This window comes from Paenibacillus sp. EB106-06-01-XG199, from assembly GCF_058791575.1.
Window position 1 is genome coordinate 1052243 of record NZ_JBYTDQ010000001.1, and the last position, 25633, is coordinate 1077875.

Sequence of the window (25633 nt, forward strand, 5' to 3'; positions counted from 1 at the left end):
GATTCTGCCAGGTAATGCAGGATTGATTTAAGAAATCAAATATTAGCAGGTTTGAGCCTTCTCGCTTCTTGCAGATGAAATGACAAGTATAATCCTAATCCGGCAAAAGCCGTCAATGTCCAGAATGCAATGTGGATGCCTTGGAGCATATCCAGCGGAAAGGATAAGGAACTGGCGCTCGCAGTTGAAGTCATTATCGTTACAAGTAAGGCACCTCCTATTGAACTGCTGAGCGAGCGTAGCGTGATCGTCATTGGAGAAGCATGAGCAACCATGGTGTTTGGGATACTTGCCATGGCATAGGCCGTAATTGGAGCCATCACTGTCCCTACTCCAAACATAAGCAGGGCATACATTATAACCAGTAGAATAAAGGACGTCTCTATTGATAACGTGAGGGCAAGAGCTAATGCCATGATCAGAATGAGCATAAATCCTCCCTGAGTTACGCGGCTAACCCCAAACCGGTCATATAGTCTGCCTGAGATCAGACCGGAGACACCAATCAGCAATGCACCCGGCAACAGCATAAGCCCGGACTCCCGAGGTGTTAAGCCTCTTATCGTCTGTGCATACAGAGGAAGAAGGAGTTCAACCCCCACCATCACCGCAAACAAGATCACCCCCACAATGGAAGATCGGGTAAAGGATCGGTGCCGAAACAGCTTGAAATCAAGCAAAGGTGCCGTGAGCTTGAGCTGTCTTTTAATAAACACCGCCACGATCAGGAATCCAGCCAGAAGGATGACCCCAGCGACAGCGGGATTTCCCTTTTCTTCCCCGACAATGCTAAATCCATACAAAATACCGGCGAATCCGAGTGAAGAATAGATAATGGACCTGGTGTCGAGCTTAGTCTGATGAGTCTCTCCTTCATTCCGCAGCGTGAAATGCGCTAAGAATAAATTGGCGGCTGCAAGCGGCGCCACAGCGTAAAACAACAGTCTCCATGAATGGTTCTGAACCACGAACCCAGACAGAGTGGGCCCAAGCGCCGGAGCCAGCCCCAAGACCAAACCGACTACTCCCATCGCTGCACCGATTTTCTCCTTCGGAAAGACTCTTAGTATTGTCGTCTGAAACAGCGGAAACAGCAGACCCGCACCGATGCCTTGAACCAAACGCCCCGTCAGGACTAGCGGGAAACCCCAGGCGATCCCGGCAATCAGTGTTCCTGCTGTGAACGCTCCGACAGAAGCCATGAACAAGGCCCTCGTGGTAAACTTTCCGATCAAAAATCCGGCAACTGGAACAGTTATACCTATCATCAGGTAATACACTGTAATCAGCCACTGTGCTTGATTCTCATGAATTGCAAGATCCTGCATGACACGCGGCAACGCCGTGTTTAACATCGTTTGCATCAATTGGGCTAAAAAATTGGCAACCACCAGGGAGGCAACAATAATGCTGGGTTTATTAGTCAAGCTATCTTCACCGCTTTCAGAAGTACTATTCGGATGCAGCGAGCTGCTGCAAGGCGTGTATGGATACAGTTATCCCTTTCGATTGAATGAGTTATGAATCATCCTTTCAAGATTAATAAACTACATTATAGATACAATATATCTATAATCAAGATAAATAATAGACTTCGAATATCTACAATATATCTGATTGATTATTTTGTCAATCTGATTTTCACTTATTCCTGTGCTTGCACTTATAAAATAAAAAGATCCGTTAACTGCTTCAAGAGCAGTTAACGGATCTTTGATTGTAAATGATGCGGTCGAGAGGACTCGATCTCCATGATATTGCTACGATCCTCCCCCACTTTAATGTAGAATATAGTTAAATCTTCAATTTAATCGTCTATGGAGGTAAGAATAATGAAATTACGTATCAAATATATAAGTTTGAGTGCCCTACTATTTACTACTGTCTTCGTCTTTGGAAAGTCGGATACGCTCAATGAACAATATGTAGAATCACCAATGATAGACAACGTTAGCTCGGAATTAATTTCTGATTCTCAACTTCCAATTTCAGATCGGAATCTGATTGAAGTTCCGGTTGTTGACGAAGACAAAGGTCTCGTCCAACTCATTCCGAATTATAAGGAAGAGGACGCTCCCCCAATTAAACTTTTGCCATCCCAATAAGCCCCAGGGCTAACCATGGCGGGTGGCTTGCGCCAGCTCGGAAAGCCACTTTTCCCGATCCCCTTCGGCTTTGGCGGCTATCTTCTTCAGTTTGTCCGTTCCGCCCCAGATCAAATAAACGATATGCTCCACCTCATAGTTCTGAAGACCGCGTACTTGATCAAGCAGCAGCCGGAGATGAGCCTCAGCTTCCATATCGGTTTGGATCTTCAGCTTCATCGAATCCGTGCTATGCAGCATGCATTTCACTAGCGTAGGAATTGTCTCCAAGTGAATGCCCTGCCGTTCGGCCAACGCGACTGTGAAGTGATTCTGAACGGACTGGTGTTCTTCGTCAACCATCCCCATGTATTGTTCTACTAATGGAAAATAAATCCTATCTGTGAGTCCAAGGCCGAAGACCGCATAACTGCCCGGCATACAATTTTTTTCGCCTTCCGTATCCGTATACCATTCGAATGTTTCCATCGCCACCCGGGCGTACTCCTCCAGTAAGGGGTGCAAATTTGGATATTCCATAGCGTTAGCAAAGAAGCGGTGCGTGCTCGACTTGGCCAATCCTTTCATCGGCAGCCATTGCTTGACGCTTGATTTCAGCTTGATTTGATAGCTTTTCGGGAAGCCCAGGCTTAGTAAGTGAGTCAGAAACCGGAGTGCCCGCGCGTAGCTCTCCTCCGTTTCTTGCTTAATGGCTATGGTCACCTCGGCAAACACGTCGTTGGCTGTGCATTCCGCCAGTTCATCGCGAAAGCTGACGTCCTCCTTGGAGAACGTTCCACTGCCTTCCTTTGTCAGACGTTTTGCTTGGGAGCTTCCCAATTCGATAGCGCAATTCAAAATGTCCAGCCCCACACTTCTACTATAGGAAGGTTCGTATTTAAGAATCAGGATTGCAGCATAGAGAGCCAGTTCAATCGGACCTTTCTCCGTATTTTCCAGCCGGGCATCGCTTCTTTTCTTATATTCTTTCTGCCACTGTGTCCCTATATTATCGAAATAACAGGGTAACCAATGCTTCTCTACCCAATTCCTCAAAGCCCCGGTAACATTATTGCGATGCTCGGCAAGATGCTTGTTCCCTTTATTCACATGTTGAATGTTCTCGAAAATAGAAATGATTACACCGGGATCTGTGTCAGGGAACAGCCCCTCGTCCAACAGGTGCCTGGTGAGGAAGAATGTCTCTAAGGGTTTAGTCGGATATTTTCCGGCTTCGAGCTTATCCGAAATATAGGTGGAGATTTGTTCCAGCAATTGTTGTTTCTTCGTCTCGTCGACGTATTCGAGAATACGAACGTTGACTCTGCCCTCCCGCGTTCGAAACTTGCCGTCAAAAGTAAATTGATAATCAATTAGCGCCGAAGGCAGCGCATTCAATTTATGCTGCATATAAGAAGCAAGCTCAGGGACAATCTGCTCTCGCACTTCTTCCTCGCTCAGCAACTCGCCAGGGATGGCCTTACCTCCAGGTAAAGTGAAATTGAGCTCATCATCCGTCACGTCAACCCTGCCCTTGGCATATTCGAGCAGAGCATGATCGTGAATTCCCACCTGCAGCTTGGTACGTTTCACGATTTTTTCTGCGTCCTTATTGCTAATATAGGCTATCCATTTGTCAATCTCCTGTTTCATTTCGTCCAGAATTGTTTCTAAAGTGTGATCCATATCCATAAAGTGCTCCTTATAGTGCTGTTATGAGTTACTTTCTATCATAGCCTGTCCTCCAAGGCAGAACAATTAGGCGCGGGACCCAGTTATATGGCGGGTTCCAGAAAATTGTATGGATATCGTTACTCACTTGCCTTAAGAAGTGTTGAATCAATAAGTGCTTGGACATTCAAGACAGAAATCATACGATTCTTGGATTCATACCTGCACTCGATCACTTGCTTATTGGGATTATCAGGAGGTTCATGAACGACAGAATCAGCAGCGGAGGCAATGTCTTCAACAGAATCAACAACAAAAGCTAATTTATGTGTATGCAAGATGATGAACTTGTCTTGTTCACGGCGTTCCTGACGAGAAATATTCAGTTTTATTCTCAGGTTAATGACTGTGTAGAGTTCTCCGTAAATAGTTGCAAACCCTTCGTGCCAAGGTTCGGCGAATAGAAGCGGTGTGGATTTTTTAGAATCTTGGATTTCCCCGATAGTATTGATATCGAGTCCAAAGTCTTCATTTCCGAGTTTGAATACAATGATTTGGTCCATAAATTAGCCAGCCCCTTCTGATGTCAAATAAGCTCTTTGTTGTTTATTATAGTCAAACAAATTTATCACACTTTGATAAGGTCTTTCTATTTACTTTCGGAAGGAAGTGACGAAGATATGATACGATAATTTTTTTATTTTATAATGGATTGTTGAAAAAAACCTCGATAGGCACAGAGCCAATCAAGGTCGATTATATAATTGTTCAAGTTAGGGGCCTATAGTCTTGAGAGCTTCCCAAAAGCTTACAAGGGATAAACCTAAAAATATGATGCCTGCGAAAGCTATAATATTTACGATGGTAACCTCTGCAATAAACCTTTTACGCTTGGACGCCTCCTTCGGTGCCTTGCGAATTAAACGAACCCAACTAGAGGTCCCGTATCTTTTAACCAAGGAATAGTGCACAGGCCAACAAATGAGAGCAGAGATGATAGACAATATAAAGTAAGTCACAAAGATGTCCTCCCTAAAGATTTTTCTCGCTGCTAGAACCCACGTAATTTTCAATATGTAATATTATTCAGCACCGCGTTGAATGTTTTCCATACATGGATCATCCATTGGCCCCATATCTAGATGCGCTCGGAGGGATTGATAATGGCCAGAACCTGATGATCCTCCCAGACCCCATTGATCTTTACGTTGCTTTGAGCGATACCTTCTTTGTGGAAGCCGGCATTCTCAAGCACGCTCATGGATCCGGGATTCCGGGGAGAGGCCTCCCCTGTGATCCGGTGAAACTTCAGCTCCTCGAAGGCATAGCGCACCACCTGCTTCACAGCCTCCGTCATATAGCCCTTGCCGTTATAATCCTGGTCCAGGCAGTATCCGATCATGGAGCACTGAAGCGGACCCCGCACAACAAAGGACAGCCCTATGTTACCAATAATCCGGTCGTCCGCCATGTGGCATACTATGAAGTCATATTTCCGGTCCTCTGCTCTATCGGCCTTACTCTTCTTAATCATTTGGAGCTGCTGCTCCTCCGTATAGAACTCATCGGGGTTGGTTGGGGAAAACTTCTCAAAAAACTCCCGATTGCGCTTGAACATTGCTGTCAATTGTTCGGCATCCGCTTCCTCCGGGAACCGGACGTATACTCGCTGATCTAACATTTGCACCATCCCCTACTAACAAATATATTAAATAATCATATCACAGGAAGAAAGGTTGGGATATTAGCATTTTGCCACTTTCGGCTTATATCGTTACTACAAAAAAAGCCGCCAATATGGCGACTTCTAATGAAATCATAATTCCTTCATAATCGTAAATGTGCCGTCGTTACGGTTCTGGAACACAAGATTCCGCTTAATGCTACCTAAGTAGTCGGATAGTAAAAATTCATTGTTACCGACCTGACGCAGTCCTGAACCGTCCAGCCGAATGGCGAAAGTCCCTCCCGCTTCCATGTTTTCAGCCTTTGCGGTGAAATACGCCCATCCGTGCAAGATGTCCAAAGGCTCAAGTTCCCAACCGATTATTTTACGAACAATTTCATTACCTTTTTTAAACAGATGAAGGTAAATCGTGTCTGCCTCCTCATCATGCTCTACAAAAACGAACGAATCGGAATCTGCATCACCCATGTAATCTGTCATATAGAAAAAATAAGTAGAGAGTTGCTCCTCATTGTTCTTCGGGGTTTTCCAGTTAAATTCGATTTCATCGTCTTTCTGCACGATATACTTCTCGCCAGTGGACGGCAAGGGCTGTCGCATAAGCGGAAAATAGACGTCCAACCCATCAGTTTGTATTCCTGAGCCAATGTAATACCGATACCTTTTATCCTGCGCATCCAATAGGGTTGAACTAACTCTAATCTTCGACTTTCCATCCAGCGCCATCCGGTACACGCCAGATTCGATAGTCATGCTATTGGTGATATAATAGATGCTCTTGTTCTTGAGGAAAAATTGATCGATTCCCCCTAAGCTGGTCAGGCGCGTCAATCTTTTGGAGGACACTTCTAGCTTGTAGATATCGCTTGTCTGGTTAACCCCATGCTTCAGAAAATATAATGTCTCGTAATCTTCATACAAGATATTGCTGTAAATACCGGTCATGACCATAGTGGTCTTCGTCTTGTCCGGACCGAAAATCGTCTTATACAGCCCCTCATTATCTTTTGCCCAAAAGATTGTCAACGGTTCCAAGGGTTTAGGGTAATCGATTTTTTGGACTCTGATATTTAATTCGGGTGCTTGTTCAAGATTTGGAGCGATTCTAGTTGCCCCGGTTAGCATTATGGATGTCAATACGGCCACAATAAGAACAATCCTCTTACGTTTAATCATGTCTGTCCACTCCTCCCCAGAAAATAATTCAAGCTCTCTCATCATACATACATTCGACAAAAGGGATTATTTTCCTCTACTGTTACATGCAGCGGTGTGGGTAGGGCCTTCAATTCACGATATATAAAATCAGAGGAAGCTCAAGCGTCTGGCAATAATACATCGATTTGGTCATGCAATACTGATGGGAAGAACCCCGCTTCATTATGCTATTGGCGAAAACAATCCGAAGATCGCTTCACTCTTGCAAAAATTAGGTGCGAATCCCAATCAGCAAGATGTTAATCAAAAATCACCGCTGCTTTTTGACGCCGCTTCTCTTTGGCATGAAGTGAATCAATAGACAATGCAAATAAACCGTACGCCTTATTGAAGGGCGTGCGGTTTATTTGCTTCATTATAAGGATGATATTTTAAGTGTTATATTACAGTCCCTTTACCTCAAACTCATAGATTCGCGCGGCTGTATCGGCACCTTGTGAGGGCTTAGTAATGATTAATTTTACATAGCGGGCTTTAACTAGCGCAATCGCGTCAGTCGTCTCGGCTGCCGTGTTTCCATGGACCTTGACGGCATCTGCCCAGTTCGTACCATCACTGCTCACCTGAATGGTGTAATCGCTGGTATTAAACCCGGACCACTCTCCTCCGCTCTGAGCATGCTTGATGACAAAGGTACTGATTTGATGCTCGGCGCCCAGATCGACTTGAAGCCAGTGAGGCAGATTGCCAAGTGCGCACCATTTGCTGTTGTCCGCCACTTTACCGTCTACGGCATTAGGCGCTCCTTCCTTTTCCCCGCAGGTATGATCGGCCGTTGCAGTTTTGCCAAGTGCCAGATTCTTCACCGCACCGGCTTCCTTGCTTACGGTGATAAGCGCCTTTTTCGTCATTGTGTCTTGACCCGAGCTGTTGGTGGCAGTCAGCGTCACGCTATACACGCCTTCCTGATTGAACGTTACCACTGGGTTCTTCGAGGTGCTGACAGCCGGGCTTCCGCTTTCGAAGGTCCATGACCAGCCTTCTGTCACTTCGGTCGACAGGTCGGTGAAGTTTACCGTCTCCCCTGGAGCCACCAGTGTCCGATCGGCCTTGAATTCCGCAGCCGGCTTCGGATAAGCCGGCCAGCTGATCTGCACGCTGGAGGCCTGACCTTGCTCGTATCTTCCATTGACCGCAACCACCTTCAATACCGTGACCGCTTCCTTGTCAATTCTTCTCATCTCAGGGACGTAAAACACATGATTTGGCGTTGCACCCATTAGCACCTCATTGCCATCCGGCAGTACACGATAGATTTCGTACTGCTTCACCTGCTGGTTAAGCGGTTTCCACTGCAATCTGGCATCTCCATACATCCCATTGCGGAAATCGGATTGAGTGGCTTTAAGCTCGCGAACAGCCGTGAGCGGTTGAATCGGTTCGTTGGCATTTTGGATGGAGAGCTGGCCAATTTGTATGGCATAATCACTTATCGTATCCTTGGTGTCAAAATACAGTGACAACGCCACGATCCGTTTCCCTTTATAAGGGGTCAAATTTAATGTTTCTGTAATCCAGCCTGGCGATGTCTTATCCTTCAGGTTAAGGAAGACAAATTGGCCGGGATGGTCTGCGAAAGCAAGGCCAACCTTCAGGCTCGGCTTGCTTTGCGTTTTGTACGTAACCGACAGCTTCGTACTTGCTTCAACCTTCAAATCAGTCTTGTAGAGCTTCAGATGTGTCGCATTGTCATGGCTCAGCACACCTGATACCTTCAGCGAGCTGCCGCCGTAATATGCATCAGACCAATCGAGCACCGGTGTAAGCGGTGTTCCTTTGCTGTCTGCGATCCAGCGCCATGTCGGCAGGACATCCTGCAGGCTCCGGTTGTTCCATCCCTTATCCCGCACCTGCTTCCCTCGAACATAATATTTCTGGCCGCTTCCAGTGTTGAAGCTGGTGATGAAGGGCAGCTCGTTTACCGGGGATGCTTCGATCACATCGTTCGCGATTCCTTTCCAGGCTTGGCTGCTCACAGTATTGCCCGGATTTCCGTTTGGACCCACCCAGAATTTGTTCTCGCGGATGAAGAAATCCTCCATACTCTCAGCGCTGTTAAAAGCCCAGTCCGGGCGGTAAATCCCCAGTGAAGTAACTGCAGGCTCTCCTTCCGGGAACAGCAGATTCCAGTTCACCTTCGTATCGTAACCCTTGGCTTCAACATCAATGCCTGCATATAGGTCAAACGGACTTCTGCCCAGGCTTTTGGACTTCTCCGCCGAGCTTTTTAGATCCTTCCACCAGAAGTTCAGGAACATGCTGTCTGTTATTTGCTTCCCATTGTCCTGCAGGAACATCGCATTTTTGTCATTTAATGCATTCTGCCAACTGATACTGCCTTCTTTAGTCATAGAATCGTACCATACGATGTGCATAGATGCAGACTTGTGCGATTCAAGATAACTCAGGAAAGCTTTCATTTGCTGTGCGTCAGCCGGCGTTCCACCCTCAGTCTCCTGGTTAATGAACCAGCCGTCAAATCCGTAATGCTTCGCCACCTGGATCAGCTTGTCAGCGGCAGGAAAGGAGCCGTCGCTGTTCTGCTGAAGCATCTGCTTCACCCATTCATATTTCCCGCCATACACCGTTGGCGGGAAAAATACCGTTCCGAGGATCGGCACGCCATTCTTATGAGCTGCGTCGATCGTATCGGCGCTTGGAGGCACGATGATCCCTTCGCCGGCCGAGCCCGCCCAATAGACCAGTTTGTCAACATATTGCCAATAGCTAAACGTGTTCGCCCCGAATTTGTCCGAGCCCTGTGAGGGTACTCCGCTTGTTCCCGAATTGAGTGCCGATAAAGCCATGACCTTAGGCGCTTTAGTCGCATGCGGGTTGACCCCTGCTCCCACAAAACGGTCCTGCAGCGGGACTGTACTGCGGTTGAATGCTGCATCCGGGTCGGATACCGGACTCCACTGAAGCAATTGCTCTGGAAACCAATAGGATGAATAAGGCTGTTTTGCAAACGCAGAAGTGGATAATGCAGCGCACATCACAACTAAGAAGATAAAACCTGCACTTATCTTTTTCATGCCATCCTCCTCTTATTTATTGGCTGCTTTCCACTCGTCGTATTGCTTCTGTGCTTCTGCTATAACTTTATCCAGACCGGCAGCCTTCATCTTGGAGATTGCCTTCGGCAGATGTTCATCCGGGTCGACTGCACCTGTCATGATAGGTGGGTAGAATTCTTTTACGATCGCCGAGATAGACGCCACTTCGGTCTTCACTGGATCAGGGTTAAAATTGAAGCCGAAGCTTGGAGCAACCTTGGCGGAATTGTTGAATTCTTTGAACGCTTCCCATTTATCCGCAGGGTCTTCCTTGTGGCTATAGGTCAGGAAAAGATTGCCTAATGCGAATCCCGGCATCTGGTATCCGTCTTTCATAGCCGGCAGATCTTCAATGACGTCTTCAGAGATCTTCTTGTAATGCGTACCTTCGATACCGTAGTTGATCAGATTGCGCAAATATTTGTCCGTATTGAGCAGGTTCAAGAACATCATCGCACGTTCCGGATTTTTGGAATTCGCCGAGATTGCGTGCATAGAGCCGGTAGCGGAGCCTGTAAAGATTACCGGATCCTGCATCGGAGAGGTCACGATGTCATAACCCGCACTTCTCGACCAGCCCAATTCTGCATAAGGCTGCGTTTGCTCGCGGTCAGCAAACCATTTGCCTGTCTTGATGTTATCAATGCCTTCCAGAGTTGCAACATCTTTGCGCAGATATCCGGCTTGATAGTATTTGCGAATGGTTTTGAGCGAGCTTTTCAGTTCACCGGATTCAAGGATATTGACGTATTTACCATCCGTTGAATTCATATTCATACCAACCGGGAATTCATCGCCCAGGAGGAAGTCGAACGGCATATATGGCTTGAAGCCTTTCGGTACGGCAAGTGGTGTAATGTCAGCCGGCTCGCCTTCCTTGATTTGTTTCAAATAAGGTTCGAGATCCTCTAGGGTGCGGATTTTTGTAATATCCATCTTATACTTGTCGACATACTGTTTGTTGAAACGCCATACCCATTGTGAAGCCAATTCCTTGTTCACCGGCACGGCATAATTTTTGCCATTCACCTGCGATCCGGTCAGGAAACGCGGGTCGAGTTCTTTTATAATATCCTGACCGTATTTTTCCAGTAAATCATTGATTGGCAAAAATGCACCCCGAGTCGCGTTCGGCAGGTAGTCAAAAGCCCAGGATGAGGTAAACGCGATATCGTAATTCTCCCCGGAAGCAGTGATAACTGGTAAACGTTTCGAGTAGTCGCCCCAGTCAATCATTGTGATGTCAACGGTTGCGTTGATTTTGTCTGTCAAATATTTATTCATTTCCTCTTGAACCGTTGGCAGGTCACGCTGTGGACCACCGATCAGGTATACCTTGAGCTTCACCGGGTCCAGCTTATCCCCGGTCTGGTCGCCGGATTCCGTTGGACTAGCCGATTGGGTCTCTGACGGCGTATTCCCATTACTATTTTCCTTCGTGTTGTTGCTGCCACAGCCAGCCAACGTGGAAGCAAGTGCAAACAGAAACACAACCATCAGCAATACCATTTTCTTGGACTTCATATGTCTCCCCCTAATCAATATAAATATCTATTGTCACTGCCCTGGATCGGACAGATTCAACTTATCCAACTTATTCTTTAACCGAACCAATCGTAAGTCCTTGGATAAAATACTTCTGGAAAAACGGATACGCCAGCGCGATTGGCAGCGTAGCCAGCACAACCATCGCCATACGGACCGTTTCTGTCGGCAAGGTCGCAGCAATGTCGTAAGATACTACCTGGCTGCTGTTCTGTACGATGAAGTCCATATTGTTCTGAATCCGGATTAAAAGTGTTTGCAGTGGAATTAAATTTGGATTATCAATATACAGAAGCGCATTGAACCAGTCATTCCAGAAGCCAAGTGTACTGAACAGCCCGATAGTCGCAATACCCGGCAGTGAGATTGGCAGCACAATACGTGTGTAGATGCCAAATTCGGTTGCTCCGTCAATCTTGGCCGATTCGATGATCGCATCCGGTACAGTTGTCGTAAAGAAGGTGCGCATAACGATAATATAGAATGCGTTCAGAATGGATGGGAATATCAGCGCCCAGATGGAATCCCGCAAGTGAAGTACTTGCGTAACGACGATATATCCCGGGACCAGTCCCCCTGAGAACAACATGGTGAAGAAAGCAAGAAAGCTGAAGAACCGGCGCTGGTCAAAGTTCTTGCGTGAAATTGCGTACGCATATGTAGAAACGAGATACAGCGTCAGAACAGTTCCAATGACCGTTACGGCCAGGGTCACGCCCAAGGATTGGACCATTTGTTCACCGGACCGCATTAGAAACCGGTAGGCGTCCAGACTGAGCACCTCAGGCAGGATGCTGAAGCCGTTGATGGCCAACGTCTTCTCGTCCGTAAAGGAAATGATAATGATAAATATAAACGGGAAGATACAGGATAGGGCGAATAAGCACACCCCTACATTAAATATAAAATTCCATAATGGACTAATCGCATTAATGTCCCTGGTCTTCTTCCTGGGAGCATAGAGCAACGATCTCTCCATAGATTCGCTTAAGTCATTCATTGCAGGCACCCCCCTTGCCGATTTTTTTTAGAATACGGCATAATCTTTTTCAATTTTGCGTACAGCGTAATTCGCGAGCAGAACGAGAATCAAACCGACAACGGATTGATAAAGGCCCGTAGCTGTACTCATACCTGTATCGCCCATGATCGTCAGTCCCCGATACACGAATGTGTCGATAACGTTGGTGACCGGATAAAGTGCGCCGGAATCCCGCGGAACCTGGTAGAATAGGCCGAAATCCGAGCGGAAGATGCCGCCCAGTGCCAGAACTGTCAAAATGATCATAAGCGGCCTCAACATCGGCAGTGTAATAAACTTGATCTGATTCCATTTGGTAGCACCGTCGATCATAGCTGCCTCATAATAAGAGCGGTCGATCCCGGCGATTGCTGCAAGATAGACGACACTCCCGTATCCGGCATTTTTCCAGAGACCCAGAAAGATAAGAAAATACGGCCAAAATTTCGTCTCGCTGTACCAACTGACCGGGTCTTCGCCAAAGAAGACAAGGAGCTGATTGAACACGCCCTTTTCTACATTCAGGAAAGAGAATACAAAATAGCTAATAATAACCCATGAGAGGAAATACGGCATAAACATCGCGGTTTGGTATAATTTCGCCAGCCGTTTATTTAACAGCTCATTCATAATGATGGCAAGCGTAACCGCGAGAACCAGTCCAAGCATGATCAAACCGACGTTATAAAGAATCGTATTGCGCGTTATGATATAAGCATCGTCGGTCGAGAACAGAAACTCGAAGTTTTTGAAACCGACCCACTCGCTTTTAAAAACGCTTTCAAGAAACCCCCCCGGATGAATCCGGAAATCCTTAAAGGCAATAATCGTCCCAAACATCGGCAAATATGCAAAAATAATAAACCACGCTGCTCCCGGCAATACCAGCAGAAGAAACGCCCTATTCTTCATCAGTTTCTTCAAGATGCCTAGCACGGCTGTCCCTCCTTTGTTTCACTTGTAGCTGAGTTCATCCACTGTTTATCCCCTATAATCAACAATGGTTAACTTCAGCTCATTTGGTGTTTTGGATCTTCCCGTTCACCCCTGTCTTTATTATGAAAGCCGGGCAGCCGCCGAGATAGTTGAAAAATACAATAAAATGATGGATTAATTAAAGATAGCGCATTCATTTCACTAAAAAACACACCTTCGCAAGGTGTGTTTTTTAAAACCTACAGGTTACGGCCTATCTTTTCATATACATCGAACGCAGCTCCGTGGGGGAAACGCCGGCATATTTTTTGAACTGCCTGTAAAAGTAAGATGTATCCCAATAGCCTACCTCCGTAGCTACCTCTGCTGTCTTTTTGTCCGAGTACAGCAGCAGATGAGTGGCACGTTCAATCCGGTACTGATTTACATATTCGGAAAAGCTGGTGCCCGCCTCCTGTTGAAACAGCTGCCCCAGATAGTTCGGATGAAGGTCCAGTTTCTGGCTGAGCGTCTTCAGCGAAAGCTCCTCTTTGTAGGTGTTTTTTACGAAATCGAGTACAGCCATCACATGCGGGCTATAATCCCTTTCTGTCGCATGGTAGGTATCAAATGTTTGATGGATCACCTTTTTCACCAGCTGCTTCAGCCCGCTGCGAGTATGAATTCTGGATAAGGGACCGAATACGCCTCCGTAATCCGGAGTCTTTTCCAAAGTTTTGGCCGCCAGCATAAGCTGAATTGCGGAGTTGAAGAACGGCGTTCTTGCCGTGTGCCCTTCCTCTGCCTGAACTTCAAAGAAGTCGTCGATGAACCGGTCAACCTCAAGACTTTTCCCGTCCCGGAGCAACTTATGGAATTGATCCATAACGGGCTCCCTTTGCTCATATGCAGGATCGGCTTCTCTTCCGTTGTCCGATATCACTATGAAAGTTTCTGACTCGCCAAACAAATGATTCTGAAGCCACAGCTTCACTTGTTTGCAGCTTTGCGGAAACCCCAGGTAGGATTGCTTGGACGGCCCTTTCACGCCCCATACACAGGCGCCTGTATCTGCGGTGATCCACTGCTGCATCCCGCGAAGCGCATGATATTGCCATTCTTCTTCTTCCATGCCGGTTGAAGCGAACAGCACGATGATATCTCCTTCCTGATCAGGGAAGCAGATGATCTCACAGCCGTGTGGTAATTGGTTTCTGCCTATGATTTCACACTGCTCGGCAATTATGGGTCTGTAAACCTGCGGATCATCCAATTCGTGATCGGTTACGATTCGCAGCGCAGCAGCGCAGTAATTTGACTTGGTCAAGGGGATTTCCAGCAGTTGCGCGCGCTCCCGGAACTCTTTGGCATCAATGGTTTCGTTAGCCCACCGCTGCAATATATTATTCCTCAGAATCCTCCAGCTCTGATCCATTTGAATTTGTCTGATTTCCTCGCGCTCCCAATCATTCTGCATATGCTTAATCGTCGCTTCCAATTCGTCGATATTGACCGGCTTGAGCAAATAGTTCTCGACACCCAGCGTAATGCCTTCCCGCACGTAATTAAATTCCTCATAACCGCTCAGAATGATGAACTTAGTGAGGGGACTACGTACTTTGACCTCACGGATCAGCTCAAGTCCTGTCATCTGGGGCATCATGATGTCCGTGATAACTAGATCTACGGATAAGCCGTCCAGCTTTGCTAGCGCTTCCACACCATTGCGCGCTGTATCTGCAATTTGCATATGATTCGCATTCCAATCGATGATGGACTGCATTCCTTCGACAATGAGTGGCTCGTCATCCACCAGCAATACGTTCCTCATTCGGTTAGTCCTCCCTTGTGAATGGAATTTCGATGATAACCTCACAGCCTTTGTCCTGCTCACTGATCACACGTAATCCAAACTCGCTGCCATAATTCAAACGAATGCGTTCATGTACATTTTTTAGACCCAGGGAGTCACTTGATCGCGAAGGTGCTCCCCCCTCACTTTGCAGCGCTTTGCGCAGTTCTATCAATTTCTCTTGCGCAATACCTTTCCCGTTATCCTTCACACGAATAATGATGTGTCTCTTCTGTTCTGCAGCTGTGATGGAAATCCGGTTATCGTCGTCATCCGCCCGAAAGCCGTGAACGATATAATTTTCGATAATCGGCTGAATCAGCAGTTTAACCACGATACTTCCGGCGACCGGCATCTCGATGTTCGTTTCCACCTGCAGCTTGTTCTCATACCGGTATTGGATCAAGGCCAAATACATCCCGCATAGCTCGATTTCTTCGGCCAAAGTGACATGTGTTTGTTTTTTGATCAAATGCCTGAACATTGTTGCGAGAATATAGATCATTTGACCGACATCCCTGGCCCCTGAACTGATGGCCTTCATGCGTATACTCTCGAGCGTATTGTACAGGAAATGCGGATTGATCTGCGCCTGCAGAGCCACAAGCTGTGCGTTCTTCTGCTTGATCTCCGAGATGTAGACGGTCTGGATATAGGACTCCAGCCGGTCACACATATAGTTAAAGCTTTGCGAGATCTGCTGCAGTTCATCCTCCCCCTCCATTTTGATCCGCTTGCTCAAATCGCCATCCTGCCAGCGCCGCATGTAGACGATAATTCTGTGGATTTTTTTGGAGTAGCGGCGGATAACGGTGAACGTCACTGAGATACTGATAATGATGCATAAGACCACGATCCCTGTGAGACTAAAACGTAAGGTTTGAAGGCTCTGTACGATTTGAGACTCTGGAATGATGGCAGCAGCGACCATCCCTGTATTCCCGATATTCAGCAATTGTACTTTGGAGCGTTCTTCCAGATTCACCCAATCGCCCGGCTTAGTCATCTGCTTCCAATACGGATAGACGGTATTATCGTATCGCCCCTGCGAATCAAAAATCACTTGTCCCTGCGACGTGATCAGCATTATCCGACTGCCCGTATTGTTCAATTTTTCCCGCAGCAGCCCTTTAATCCGGCTTGTATTGAGTTCGAACAGGATGGCACCGTATTCCTTCAGCGTCACAGGGTCCTTGAGCACATTCACGTAGCTGTAAGGTGTTGATTCCCCGGCGGCTTTTCCCTCGAACAACGGCTCGTTGCCCATATACTGCCAGGGCTGATTCCGGAACCGTTCATACCAGTTCTGATGTGAGGCTGATAACGCCGGTTGATCGTAAAAATGCTGCGTTTCCCGGTTCAGAACGTAATAAAAGTCCTGGTCCGAGCTGTACAGCACGATGTTCGAGATAGATGCTTCCTCCTTCAGCAGCAGGCGTAAATGATAATCAAAGCTGTTGCGCTCCGTCCGGTAGCTGTTTGCATATTGATTCAGACGCCACTTGATGAAGTTCTCATAATCATGAGCCAAGAAATACTTCAGATCATCTCCAATCATCGCATCCGTGTAAATCTGCTGCACCGCTCCATACATCCGTTCGTTCTGCTGATTCAGACTGATGCTGATAATGTCTAGTTCCTGAAGACTCGCATCCATTTGCTCCCGTACGAGCCGCTGCTCATAATAGCGGTAAGCCAAAATAGAGACACTAATAAACAAGAGAACCATGACCATGGAGTAGAACAGGAGGATCTTGTTAAACATTTTTTTCTTCAGATGATTTTGATAAAAGGTCCGGATCTTGGACATTCGCGCCTGACCGCCTCCTTCGGAGCCAATTTTCAACTCAGTGTATCACCGTTCGTTAAATTTGCGCAATAAATAGAACATGCGGTGCCTTCCCCTCAACTTTCAATTGTCAAAAGGAAAAGAAACCGCTATAATGAGCGCATTCCCCTATACTATTCACTTTTTATCCCAATTTGGATCTTTCCCTATAAATCATTTCACCCTCCGATAATATGAACTGGGGGTCCACACGATGTTTCTTACCGAAAACAAATTACAGGCACGTATTCATGAATTATCCGTACTCCGTTACCGGGACCGGAAGACCCTGAGCATATTTCTTGCTTGTGAAGACCACCGGGAAGATATAAATCCTACTGTGCCAGGTGCCGAAGCTAATTGGCACGCTATGCACATTAACGAGACCTGGACTGGCCGGGATCTCTATTTGTGGCTGCGTACAGATGCTGAAATTCCTGTATCCTGGAAAAATAAGCGAATCGTCGGCTTGTTCGATTTCGGCGATACGGGAGGCGGCAACAACTCCGGATTTGAATCCCTATTCTATTGGGAAGGCAAGCCTTTTCAAGGCGTCGATTCCAATCATAAGGAAGTATTCCTTCCTGCTTCGGCGGCAGGCCACTCAGCTGAGCTGCTCTTCCGGTTATGGTCCGGTCTTGAAGGAGGCGGACAACCGCGCAATCAGACCCATACCTTCAAACAGGCGGAGCTGTGCTGGCTGGATGAGAAAATAGACGATCTTGTGTTCACCGGAACGGCCATTCTTGAAACCGTAAAAATCCTGGATCCAAATGTGCCGGAGCGGACGAAGCTGCTGCAGGCGCTCCAGCAATCCCTACGCATGATCGACTGGGCAGATTCCGAATCAGAGGCGTTTTTCATCTCTGTCTACGAAGCCAGAGATAATCTTAGCGCCTGTCTGGAAGCCATGGACAAACTATCCGATGTTACCATCACTTGTATTGGCCATACCCATATTGACGTTGCCTGGCTGTGGCGGCTTAAGCATACACGCGAGAAATGTGCACGGTCCTTCTCTACGGTGATGCGGCTGATGGAGATGTTTCCGGAATATGTCTTCCTCCAGACACAGCCCCAGCTATATGAATATGTGAAAGAAGACTACCCGGAGCTGTATGAATCCATCAAGGAGCGCATTGCGGAAGGCCGTTGGGAAGCTGGCGGTGGCATGTGGCTTGAAGCGGACTGCAATCTAACCTCAGGCGAATCTCTGGTTCGGCAATTGCTGATCGGTACACGCTTCCTAAAGGAGGAGTTCGGATCGGAGTGCAGGTACTTATGGTTGCCGGATGTATTCGGCTACAGCTGGTCCCTGCCGCAAATTCTGAAAAAATCGGGCATTCATACGTTCATGACCACGAAAATCAGCTGGAACCAGTATAACCGGATGCCATTCGATACTTTCCATTGGCGCGGCATAGACGGCTCCGAGGTATTGACCCATTTCATCACCACACCTGAACCGTGGTCTGAGCCGGGTTCATGGTTCTACACCTATAACGGGAAGATCATCCCCAAGACGGTTAAAGGAATATGGGATGCCTACCGCGACAAGGAGATGAATCAGGAGCTGCTGCTGTCCTATGGCTATGGTGACGGCGGTGGCGGCGTGAACCGCGAAATGCTCGAGATGCGGCGGCGGCTGGATCTGTTGCCCGGACTCCCAAAGGTAACGACCGGACGTGCAGATGCCTATTTCGAAAAGCTGCAGCAGACGGTAGCGGATACCGATTCATACATCCATACCTGGGACGGCGAATTGTATCTGGAGTATCACCGCGGGACGTATACCAGCCAAGCTTATAACAAACAGATGAACCGTAAGCTCGAACTGGCCTATCGTGAAGCCGAGTGGCTGAATGCCCTGCAAAGCATTTTGCAGAAAGACTGGAATCTGTATCAAGCCAAACCGCTGACCTCCGGATGGAAAATCATTCTGCGCAACCAGTTCCATGACATCATTCCGGGCTCATCCATCCGTGAGGTGTACGAAGACAGTACAGTCGAATACGAGGAAGCGTGGCAGATCGGCAGTCAGATCGACACACAAGCCCGGGCTGCAATCGCAGCAGGGAAAACGGCAGGCAGTTTCTCGGTGTGGAATTCCTCACCATGGAGTATTACGGAGCTTGTAGCTATTCCCGCTTCGGCCGGAATGGAGCAGGGATATTGGTTAAGCGATGCCGGGCTATGCTTGAATGCACAGCTGGATACAGGCATTTGGTATATTGAAGTGCAAGATATTCCTTCGCTCGGGTATACAACCATACATTTCCATGGCGAAGCTGAATCTATCAATTCGGAGTTGTCTCCATTCAGCCATACAGAACTTGGAATACAAACCCCTTTTTATCAATTGGCATGGAACGAAGCCGGGCAGTTGACCCGCATTTACGATAAAGCAGCACGACGGGAAGTACTGGCCAAGGGTGCTAACGGCAACCTATTACAGGTGTTTGAGGATAAACCTCTGGCACATGAAGCTTGGGATATTGATATCTTCTATCAGGAAAAAATGACTGAGATTCGAGATTGCTCAGCAATCCAAGTGATTGAGACCGGGCCGCTTCGGGCCGTCATCCGCTTCAATTGGCAGTACCGTAATTCTACAATTACGCAGAACCTGATTGTCTATGCCGGGAACCGGCGCATCGACTATGTGACCGAAGTAGATTGGCACGAGAAGCAGCAATTGCTGAAGGTGGCTTTCCCCGTCGGCATCCGCTCTACTGAGGCAACCTATGACATTCAGTTCGGCAACGTGAAACGGCCGACACATTGGAATACGAGCTGGGATTGGGCGCGCTTCGAGTCTGTCGGGCATCAGTGGGCAGATTTGTCCGACAAGGGTTATGGTGTCAGCCTGTTGAACGACTCCAAATACGGTTATGATATTAAAAACAATGTCCTGCGGCTCACGTTGATCAAAAGCGCTACTCATCCTGATCCGCATGCCGATCAGGGGCTGCATCGCTTCACCTATGCCCTTCTACCGCATCAAGGAGATTGGCTGACCGGTCAGACCGTCAAGCAAGCCTGGTTCCTGAATGCCCCGATTCGCTATACGGAGGGACATGCAGAGCAGCCAAGCCGCTCCATGTTCGCCTTGTCCGGCGATACGGCTATGATCTCTGCTGTCAAAAAAGCAGAGGATTCAGACTGCCTCATCGTGCGTATTCACGATTACTCCGGAAGCTCCAACATGCTGGAGCTGACGAGCAGCCTGCAAATTCATGGATGGAGAGAAACGAACTTGATGGAACAACCAGATGGCGAAATGCATAACGATGCTGGCATCTGCTTCGTCCTTGAACCTTATGAGATTAAAACCTTTGAAATCGACCTGCGATGCTAATTGTTATGTAACGATGGCTTTCCTCTAGGATACAGAACAAGGCGAACTCCTGTGAGTTCGCCTTGTTCTAATGTTCAGCCTAATTTATGGATTGCAATTTTATAGGACAGTAACTCCCCGCCTTCACAAAAGAACGATAAACCCAATGCGTCGGAGGAAGGATAGATCAAATCCGTTATCGCGAGGATTCCATCGTTGGCAAAGACTTCGACGGATGACCGGTCTACTATAAGTTGAAATTTCACGCACTGCTGGCTGGACTGTAATTTTGCTTGATGTCTACCCGAAAAAGCCTCATGAAAATCAATATTTCCGGAACGAGTACGATCGATAAATAAGCTTTCATCTTTAACGGAGTAACCGACGACTGTTGCCTCCTGGCCCGAGGCTCTGATCTTGAAGCCTATAGAATCCACGGTCGCAGTCCATTTGAATTCGGCAACAAGCTCATAGGTTTCTAATTCCATGCCTTCGCAAATTGAATCGAGCTCAGCAGAGGAACTCCCTTCCGATTCAATCTGAGGCACCCGGATAGATTCCAATTCATTGACGGGATGCTGAATCAATGTAATACCGCCGTTCCTCGTTTCCAAAGTCAGTACCCTTGGAAATGTCATGGCTCCCCTCCATCCTTCAGTTGGAGTTTCGCCTGCATATTTCCAATTGTTCATCCAGCCGATATAAATCCGGCGTCCATCTTCAGCCGAGACGTCAGACCAGCTTACGCCAGCGTAATTGTCCTTTCCATAATCGATCCAGCGAGTCGTTTGAGAGGATTGATCCGGTATGAAAGCTAACCCGTCAAAGTGTCCGGTGAAATACTGGGTTCTAGACCCTTCCGGAATATGTGGCTCATTTCCAATACTCACGAACATGACCCATTTCAATGCCGTCTCCTCTCCGTCAACGGGTAATGCAAATAAATCCGGACACTCCCAAACACCGTCATGCGAACCCATCCCTTGCCCAAACTCGCTGCTGAAGCTCCATTCTTTCAGGTTGGGAGAACGGTATAAACAAACGGTTTGACCACTGGCAACAATCATCACCCACTGCTCAGTTTCTTTGTGCCAGAACACCTTAGGATCCCGGAAATCAATATGCTTATCCGAAGTAAGGACGGGATTCCCTTCATACTTAATCCAAGTTCTTCCCTCATCTCTACTGAAGGCAATACTTTGTTTCTCTATTGAAATCCCTCCAGGAGAATGGGCGTGATGCGTGAAAATAGCGACAAGACCGGGTTCCCCGTCAAAGAAACCGGTTGAATCGTTCCAATCCACCACTGCACTACCCGAAAAAATCATTCCCAGCTCATCGGATGCAAGTGCAACAGGGAGATGCTCCCAAGTGATCAGGTCTTTACTCACTGCATGTCCCCAGTGCATCGGTCCCCAACTGGTTCCATGAGGGTGATGCTGATAGAAGAGGTGGTATTCCCCCTTGAAATAAACCAGACCATTCGGATCGTTCATCCAATTCGCTGGCGGACTAAAATGGAACTTGGGTCTGTATTTCTCTGCTTGTATAACTTCAGATGACATCTCTTCTCTCCTCATAACTTAGTTTTATCTCTATAACGTACTGGTCTTATCGAAACAATGAGTTCTGTTTTTGACAGAACTCATTGTTGTTCAATATTCTCTTAACGTGTTACTTATCTAACGACTGCTGGATCTCTTTCGTGACCTGATCACCGCCTTGAGATTTCCACTTGCTTACGAACTCATCAAATGCGCTGATTGGAGCTTGGCCTACGATAATTTTGGAAAAGGTTTCATACTCCAGCTTGCTGAGATTCGACCAACGTTTTTCCATTGTTTTGGTTTGCTCATAGGTTAAGGTGTTTACGAACTGGAATTTACCTTCCACGTACGGCTTCAAGCCTACGCCAAATGCCCAAACCGTACCGAAATCGTCCGCTTTTGCTCCGGAGAAATCCCAGCCCGAGATGCTCATATTATCAAATGGTTCCGTTTTGGAAGCGATAATCTTACTGAATGCATCATCAGTGTAAGCATCGAAGTCTTGGAAATACGTATGAATCTCATCCGCTGTCTTTTTGCCTTCGAGATAATTGGTTGTCTCTTTCAGGACCATGGCAGGACCATCAGCCATGGAGAAGGTTTGGTACATCGGGAATGAAGCATCTCCCAGTACCTTTTGCTCTGCCGGATCAACATGTTTGTAAAGACCATCTTTATAAATATTAAGCATTTTGATAACGGCTTCAGGGTTTTTGTTATCCTTACTGATGACTGTAAAGGTACGGGCAGCGTTGCCTCCCTTCGCCAAGTAGATTCCATCACTGCCGGAGGCCAGTGAATAAGGCTGCCAGTTCGCGGTTTTGTCATTCTTCCAGCTGTTTCCAAGATCACCGAACGGGAACCACCAAGGACCAAAGAACAACCCTGCCTTATTGTTCGACACCAGTTCTTCCGTCTTCGAAGTGAGCATGCCTTGTGAAATCAACCCTGCCTTGTACATATCGGCTAATTTCTGCAGTGCTGTTTTAGTTTCAGGCACAATGGATCCATAGACAGCCTTTCCTTCACTGTCTTTGACCCAGATGCCTGGGAAGGAATTGAACGCAGCGAAAATTTGATCAAAGTGATAAGCGAAGTTAGAATTCGTCATGTCTTGATATAATTTACCGTCAATCGAAGGACCTGCAAGTCCAACCGAATCTGCCTTTCCGTTTCCGTCTGGATCTTGCTCAACGAAAGCTTTTGCAACGGCTTCCAGCTCTTGCAAATTCGTAGGCGCTTTCAATTTCAATTTATCCAGCCAGTCTTGGCGAACCCACATCACGGACAGGAAATCCGGCATTGGGTTTGAGGAAGGAATGGCATACATTTTACCGTCTTCTTTAACTAAGCTGTCAAAGAGTTCTTGGTTAGACTTGTACACTTCTTTTGTTTTCGTGCTCGCATATTTTTCCCAGACTTCGGAAATGTCCATTGCTAAGCCTGCTTTAACGATCGCTTTGTATTCTGTATAAGTCAGCTCGGTCAAGTAATCCGGAATTTCTCCGGTTGCGATCCCAAGATCAACCTTTTGGTGATAATCTGTGCCTGAATTAGATGCGGTAAAAGCATTTTTAATTTCAATATTGAATTTTGTCTTCAGCATTCTCGTATACGCATTGTCATCTACGTCTTGGCCGTCAGGGTACTTCTGGTTCGGATCGAGCGGGACTCCTCTTGTAAGTGTGGTTAACTGAGGTTGTTTTCCAAGAGGTTCTGCCGGTACTTCTGCAGCACTATTCTTTGAAGTAGAATTAGAACTGTTTTCCGAAGAAGACTTGCCATTGTCAGCATTTCCAGTACACGCCGTGAGAGACCCCATGAGTAGCAAAGCGAACGACAAAGTTGCAGCATAAACCTTTTTGTTTTTCATCTGCATATAACTCCCCTTTTGTTTTTTATGTTCAAGGATTTCTCCTCGGACAACATCCATAAACTACAAGTTAACCTTTTACGGAACCAAGCGTGATGCCTTTCACGAAATATCTCTGCAAGAACGGGTAGATTATCAGTACAGGAATCATCGCTACGAAAATTTTGGCTGCATTCAACGAATCGTTATTCAATTTGGACAAACGATTCATTTGCTCAAGGGACATGGAAGCCATTTGCTGCAGATTAGTGGAAACTACGAGTTGCTGGATATAGGTTTGTAACGGATAACTTTCTTCACGGGTGGAGAGAACCATGCCTTGGAAGAAGTCATTCCAGTATCCCACCATGGTAAACAAAACAACGGTAGCCAGTACGGGTTTTAATAGAGGTAATAATATGCTGAACAGGTATCTCCAAGGACCAGACCCATCTATCTTGGCTGCTTCCTCCAGCTCCTCCGGCAAATTCTTAACGAAGTTCATAATCAAGATCAAGTTGAATATCGGGACTCCACCACATAATACTAATCCCCAGATGTTATCGATCAGATTATATGATTTCAGAGTAATGAACCAAGGAATCAACCCGCCGTTAAAGAGCATGCAGAATACGAATAGCCACATCAGAAGGTTGCGTCCCGGAAAAAGCTTACTCGACTTTGATAAAGGATAGGCAGCAAGTACTAATGCCAGCATCGTGAAAGCGGAGCCCAAAATAACGCGTTCGAACGATACAAATATTGCTCTAAAAAACTTAGATTCGGACAGAATCACTTGAAATGAATACAAGTTGAATCCGATAGGATAAAAAAACACATTGCCTGCCTGGACCGCCGCCTTGTCACTCAGAGCGATCATTAGGCAATACCATATGGGTACTAAGCAAAGCAGTGTCATTAACAAAAGGAATACTAGATTGAAAATGTCGAAAGCCCTCGACCCCAGTGATCTGTTTTCTACCAACTTTCTCCCTCCTAGATTAGAATATTCGATACCCTAAAAGCTTCTTGGCTAACAGATAACCGTTAACAATAAGAATAAAGCTGACGACCGATTTCAATAATCCGACCGCTGTACCCAAGCTGAAGTCCAAATCTTGTAAACCGGCGCGATAAACATAGGTGTCGATAATATCACCCGTGCTGTACACCAGCGGATTATATAAGTTGAACACTTGGTCGAAACCAGCATCGAGAACGCTGCCGAGTGACAAAATGGCTAAAAGAACAACGGTTGTGCGGATTCCCGGCAAAGTAATATGCCATAATTTTCTCCAGCGGCTTGCCCCATCAATACCTGCCGCTTCATAGAGAGTACCGTCAATGCCTGCTAAGGCAGCCAAATAAATGATAGAGTTGTAGCCGAAGTTTTTCCACACATCTGAACCGATAATAAATCCTCTGAATAAACCAGCCTGCTGGAAAAATTGAACCGGTTCAAATCCGAACATTTCCAACACCCGGTTGAATGGGCCATTGAAGCCAAAGATTTGAATCATGATCCCTGACAAAATAACCCATGATAAGAAGTGCGGCAAATAGACACTAGTTTGAACGAACTTAACCATGTATTTTTGGCGAAGTTCATTAAGCATAAGAGCGAAAATGAGAGGAATGAGCAAATTCCCTGAAATTTTCCCCAATGCTATGATAAGCGTATTGATTAAGGCCTGACGCACATCGTCTAACTCAAGCATGTACCGAAAATTCTCTAATCCGACAAATTCTGAATGAAGAAAACCGGCACCCGGATTATAATCCTGGAAAGCCATTACAACTCCGAACATAGGAACGATTTGAAACATGATCAACCAAACCAAAGCCGGAATGAGCATGAACCAATAATGCTTGATTTCTGAATTTTTCTTTAGCCTTAATGGCATATTTTTCAGTTTAGACCCCACCACTAAGTTTCCTCCTTTATGCATATTTAACATATAAAGCACTTACATATATTGTCACATTCGCTATAAGAACAACGTTCTATAGCGAATATTGT

18 protein-coding genes are annotated in these 25633 nt (G+C 46.6%); 3 read left to right on the forward strand and 15 right to left on the reverse strand.

The genetic code is table 11. The features are described from left to right. Positions 1 to 35: 35 nt before the first annotated feature. Entirely contained in the window at positions 36 to 1427 is a 1392-nt protein-coding gene (locus AC3WT9_RS05135) for a DHA2 family efflux MFS transporter permease subunit (RefSeq protein WP_492407461.1), read from the reverse strand. Between the two features lie 405 nt (positions 1428 to 1832). Between AC3WT9_RS05135 and AC3WT9_RS05140 the strand changes: the two genes are divergently transcribed. Next, positions 1833 to 2105, forward strand: a complete 273-nt coding sequence (locus tag AC3WT9_RS05140; protein ID WP_341093276.1) for a hypothetical protein — start codon at positions 1833 to 1835, stop codon at positions 2103 to 2105. Positions 2106 to 2114: 9 nt separating this feature from the next. Here AC3WT9_RS05140 and AC3WT9_RS05145 read toward each other — a convergent pair whose 3' ends face one another. From AC3WT9_RS05145 to AC3WT9_RS05160, 4 genes are all read right to left on the reverse strand, one after another. Next, positions 2115 to 3770: a DUF6138 family protein gene (locus AC3WT9_RS05145; protein ID WP_341378670.1), complete on the reverse strand. Its 1656-nt coding sequence runs from the start codon at positions 3768 to 3770 to the stop codon at positions 2115 to 2117. 125 nt (positions 3771 to 3895) lie between these two features. Continuing rightward, positions 3896 to 4318, reverse strand: a complete 423-nt coding sequence (locus AC3WT9_RS05150; protein ID WP_076112872.1) for a chemotaxis protein CheW — start codon at positions 4316 to 4318, stop codon at positions 3896 to 3898. Positions 4319 to 4893: 575 nt separating this feature from the next. After that, positions 4894 to 5436, reverse strand: coding sequence for a GNAT family N-acetyltransferase (locus tag AC3WT9_RS05155; RefSeq protein WP_341093274.1), 543 nt, complete (start codon positions 5434 to 5436; stop codon positions 4894 to 4896). Between the two features lie 135 nt (positions 5437 to 5571). Then, positions 5572 to 6618 carry a hypothetical protein gene (locus AC3WT9_RS05160; RefSeq protein WP_341378668.1) on the reverse strand — a complete coding sequence of 349 codons (1047 nt, stop codon included), beginning with the start codon at positions 6616 to 6618 and terminating at the stop codon, positions 5572 to 5574. A gap of 184 nt (positions 6619 to 6802) precedes the next feature. Between AC3WT9_RS05160 and AC3WT9_RS05165 the strand changes: the two genes are divergently transcribed. Further along, positions 6803 to 6961 (forward strand): hypothetical protein, encoded by a 159-nt coding sequence (locus tag AC3WT9_RS05165; RefSeq protein ID WP_341378667.1) that lies wholly within the window; start codon positions 6803 to 6805, stop codon positions 6959 to 6961. Positions 6962 to 7043: 82 nt separating this feature from the next. On the opposite strand, the gene AC3WT9_RS05170 is transcribed toward AC3WT9_RS05165, so the two are convergent. The 6 genes from AC3WT9_RS05170 to AC3WT9_RS05195 all read right to left on the reverse strand — a co-directional run bounded on the left by AC3WT9_RS05170 (position 7044) and on the right by AC3WT9_RS05195 (position 16859). Beyond that, positions 7044 to 9695 carry an endo-beta-N-acetylglucosaminidase gene (locus AC3WT9_RS05170; protein WP_341378666.1) on the reverse strand — a complete coding sequence of 884 codons (2652 nt, stop codon included), beginning with the start codon at positions 9693 to 9695 and terminating at the stop codon, positions 7044 to 7046. Positions 9696 to 9707: 12 nt separating this feature from the next. After that, positions 9708 to 11240, reverse strand: a complete 1533-nt coding sequence (locus AC3WT9_RS05175) for an ABC transporter substrate-binding protein (RefSeq protein ID WP_341093270.1) — start codon at positions 11238 to 11240, stop codon at positions 9708 to 9710. Between the two features lie 70 nt (positions 11241 to 11310). Then, on the reverse strand, positions 11311 to 12261 hold the full coding sequence (locus AC3WT9_RS05180; RefSeq protein ID WP_341378664.1) for a carbohydrate ABC transporter permease: 951 nt from the start codon (positions 12259 to 12261) through the stop codon (positions 11311 to 11313). A 27-nt stretch (positions 12262 to 12288) separates the two neighbouring features. Further along, on the reverse strand, positions 12289 to 13218 hold the full coding sequence (locus AC3WT9_RS05185) for an ABC transporter permease (RefSeq protein WP_341093267.1): 930 nt from the start codon (positions 13216 to 13218) through the stop codon (positions 12289 to 12291). A gap of 253 nt (positions 13219 to 13471) precedes the next feature. After that, a complete protein-coding gene (locus tag AC3WT9_RS05190) occupies positions 13472 to 15028 on the reverse strand; it encodes a response regulator transcription factor (RefSeq protein WP_341378662.1) in 1557 nt (518 codons plus the stop codon). Positions 15029 to 15032: 4 nt separating this feature from the next. Continuing rightward, positions 15033 to 16859, reverse strand: a complete 1827-nt coding sequence (locus tag AC3WT9_RS05195) for a sensor histidine kinase (protein WP_341378661.1) — start codon at positions 16857 to 16859, stop codon at positions 15033 to 15035. A 232-nt stretch (positions 16860 to 17091) separates the two neighbouring features. Between AC3WT9_RS05195 and AC3WT9_RS05200 the strand changes: the two genes are divergently transcribed. Then, on the forward strand, positions 17092 to 20235 hold the full coding sequence (locus AC3WT9_RS05200; protein ID WP_341378659.1) for an alpha-mannosidase: 3144 nt from the start codon (positions 17092 to 17094) through the stop codon (positions 20233 to 20235). A 74-nt stretch (positions 20236 to 20309) separates the two neighbouring features. Here the strand turns inward: AC3WT9_RS05200 and AC3WT9_RS05205 are convergent, their stop codons facing one another. From AC3WT9_RS05205 to AC3WT9_RS05220, 4 genes are all read right to left on the reverse strand, one after another. Continuing rightward, positions 20310 to 21779: a glycoside hydrolase family 32 protein gene (locus AC3WT9_RS05205; protein ID WP_341378658.1), complete on the reverse strand. Its 1470-nt coding sequence runs from the start codon at positions 21777 to 21779 to the stop codon at positions 20310 to 20312. Positions 21780 to 21888: 109 nt separating this feature from the next. Next, positions 21889 to 23634 carry a type 2 periplasmic-binding domain-containing protein gene (locus tag AC3WT9_RS05210; protein ID WP_341378656.1) on the reverse strand — a complete coding sequence of 582 codons (1746 nt, stop codon included), beginning with the start codon at positions 23632 to 23634 and terminating at the stop codon, positions 21889 to 21891. 70 nt (positions 23635 to 23704) lie between these two features. After that, positions 23705 to 24598, reverse strand: coding sequence for a carbohydrate ABC transporter permease (locus AC3WT9_RS05215; RefSeq protein WP_445744971.1), 894 nt, complete (start codon positions 24596 to 24598; stop codon positions 23705 to 23707). Positions 24599 to 24614: 16 nt separating this feature from the next. Next, complete coding sequence (locus AC3WT9_RS05220) at positions 24615 to 25517, reverse strand: ABC transporter permease (RefSeq protein WP_340899813.1); 903 nt, start codon at positions 25515 to 25517, stop codon at positions 24615 to 24617. Positions 25518 to 25633 lie beyond the last annotated feature (116 nt).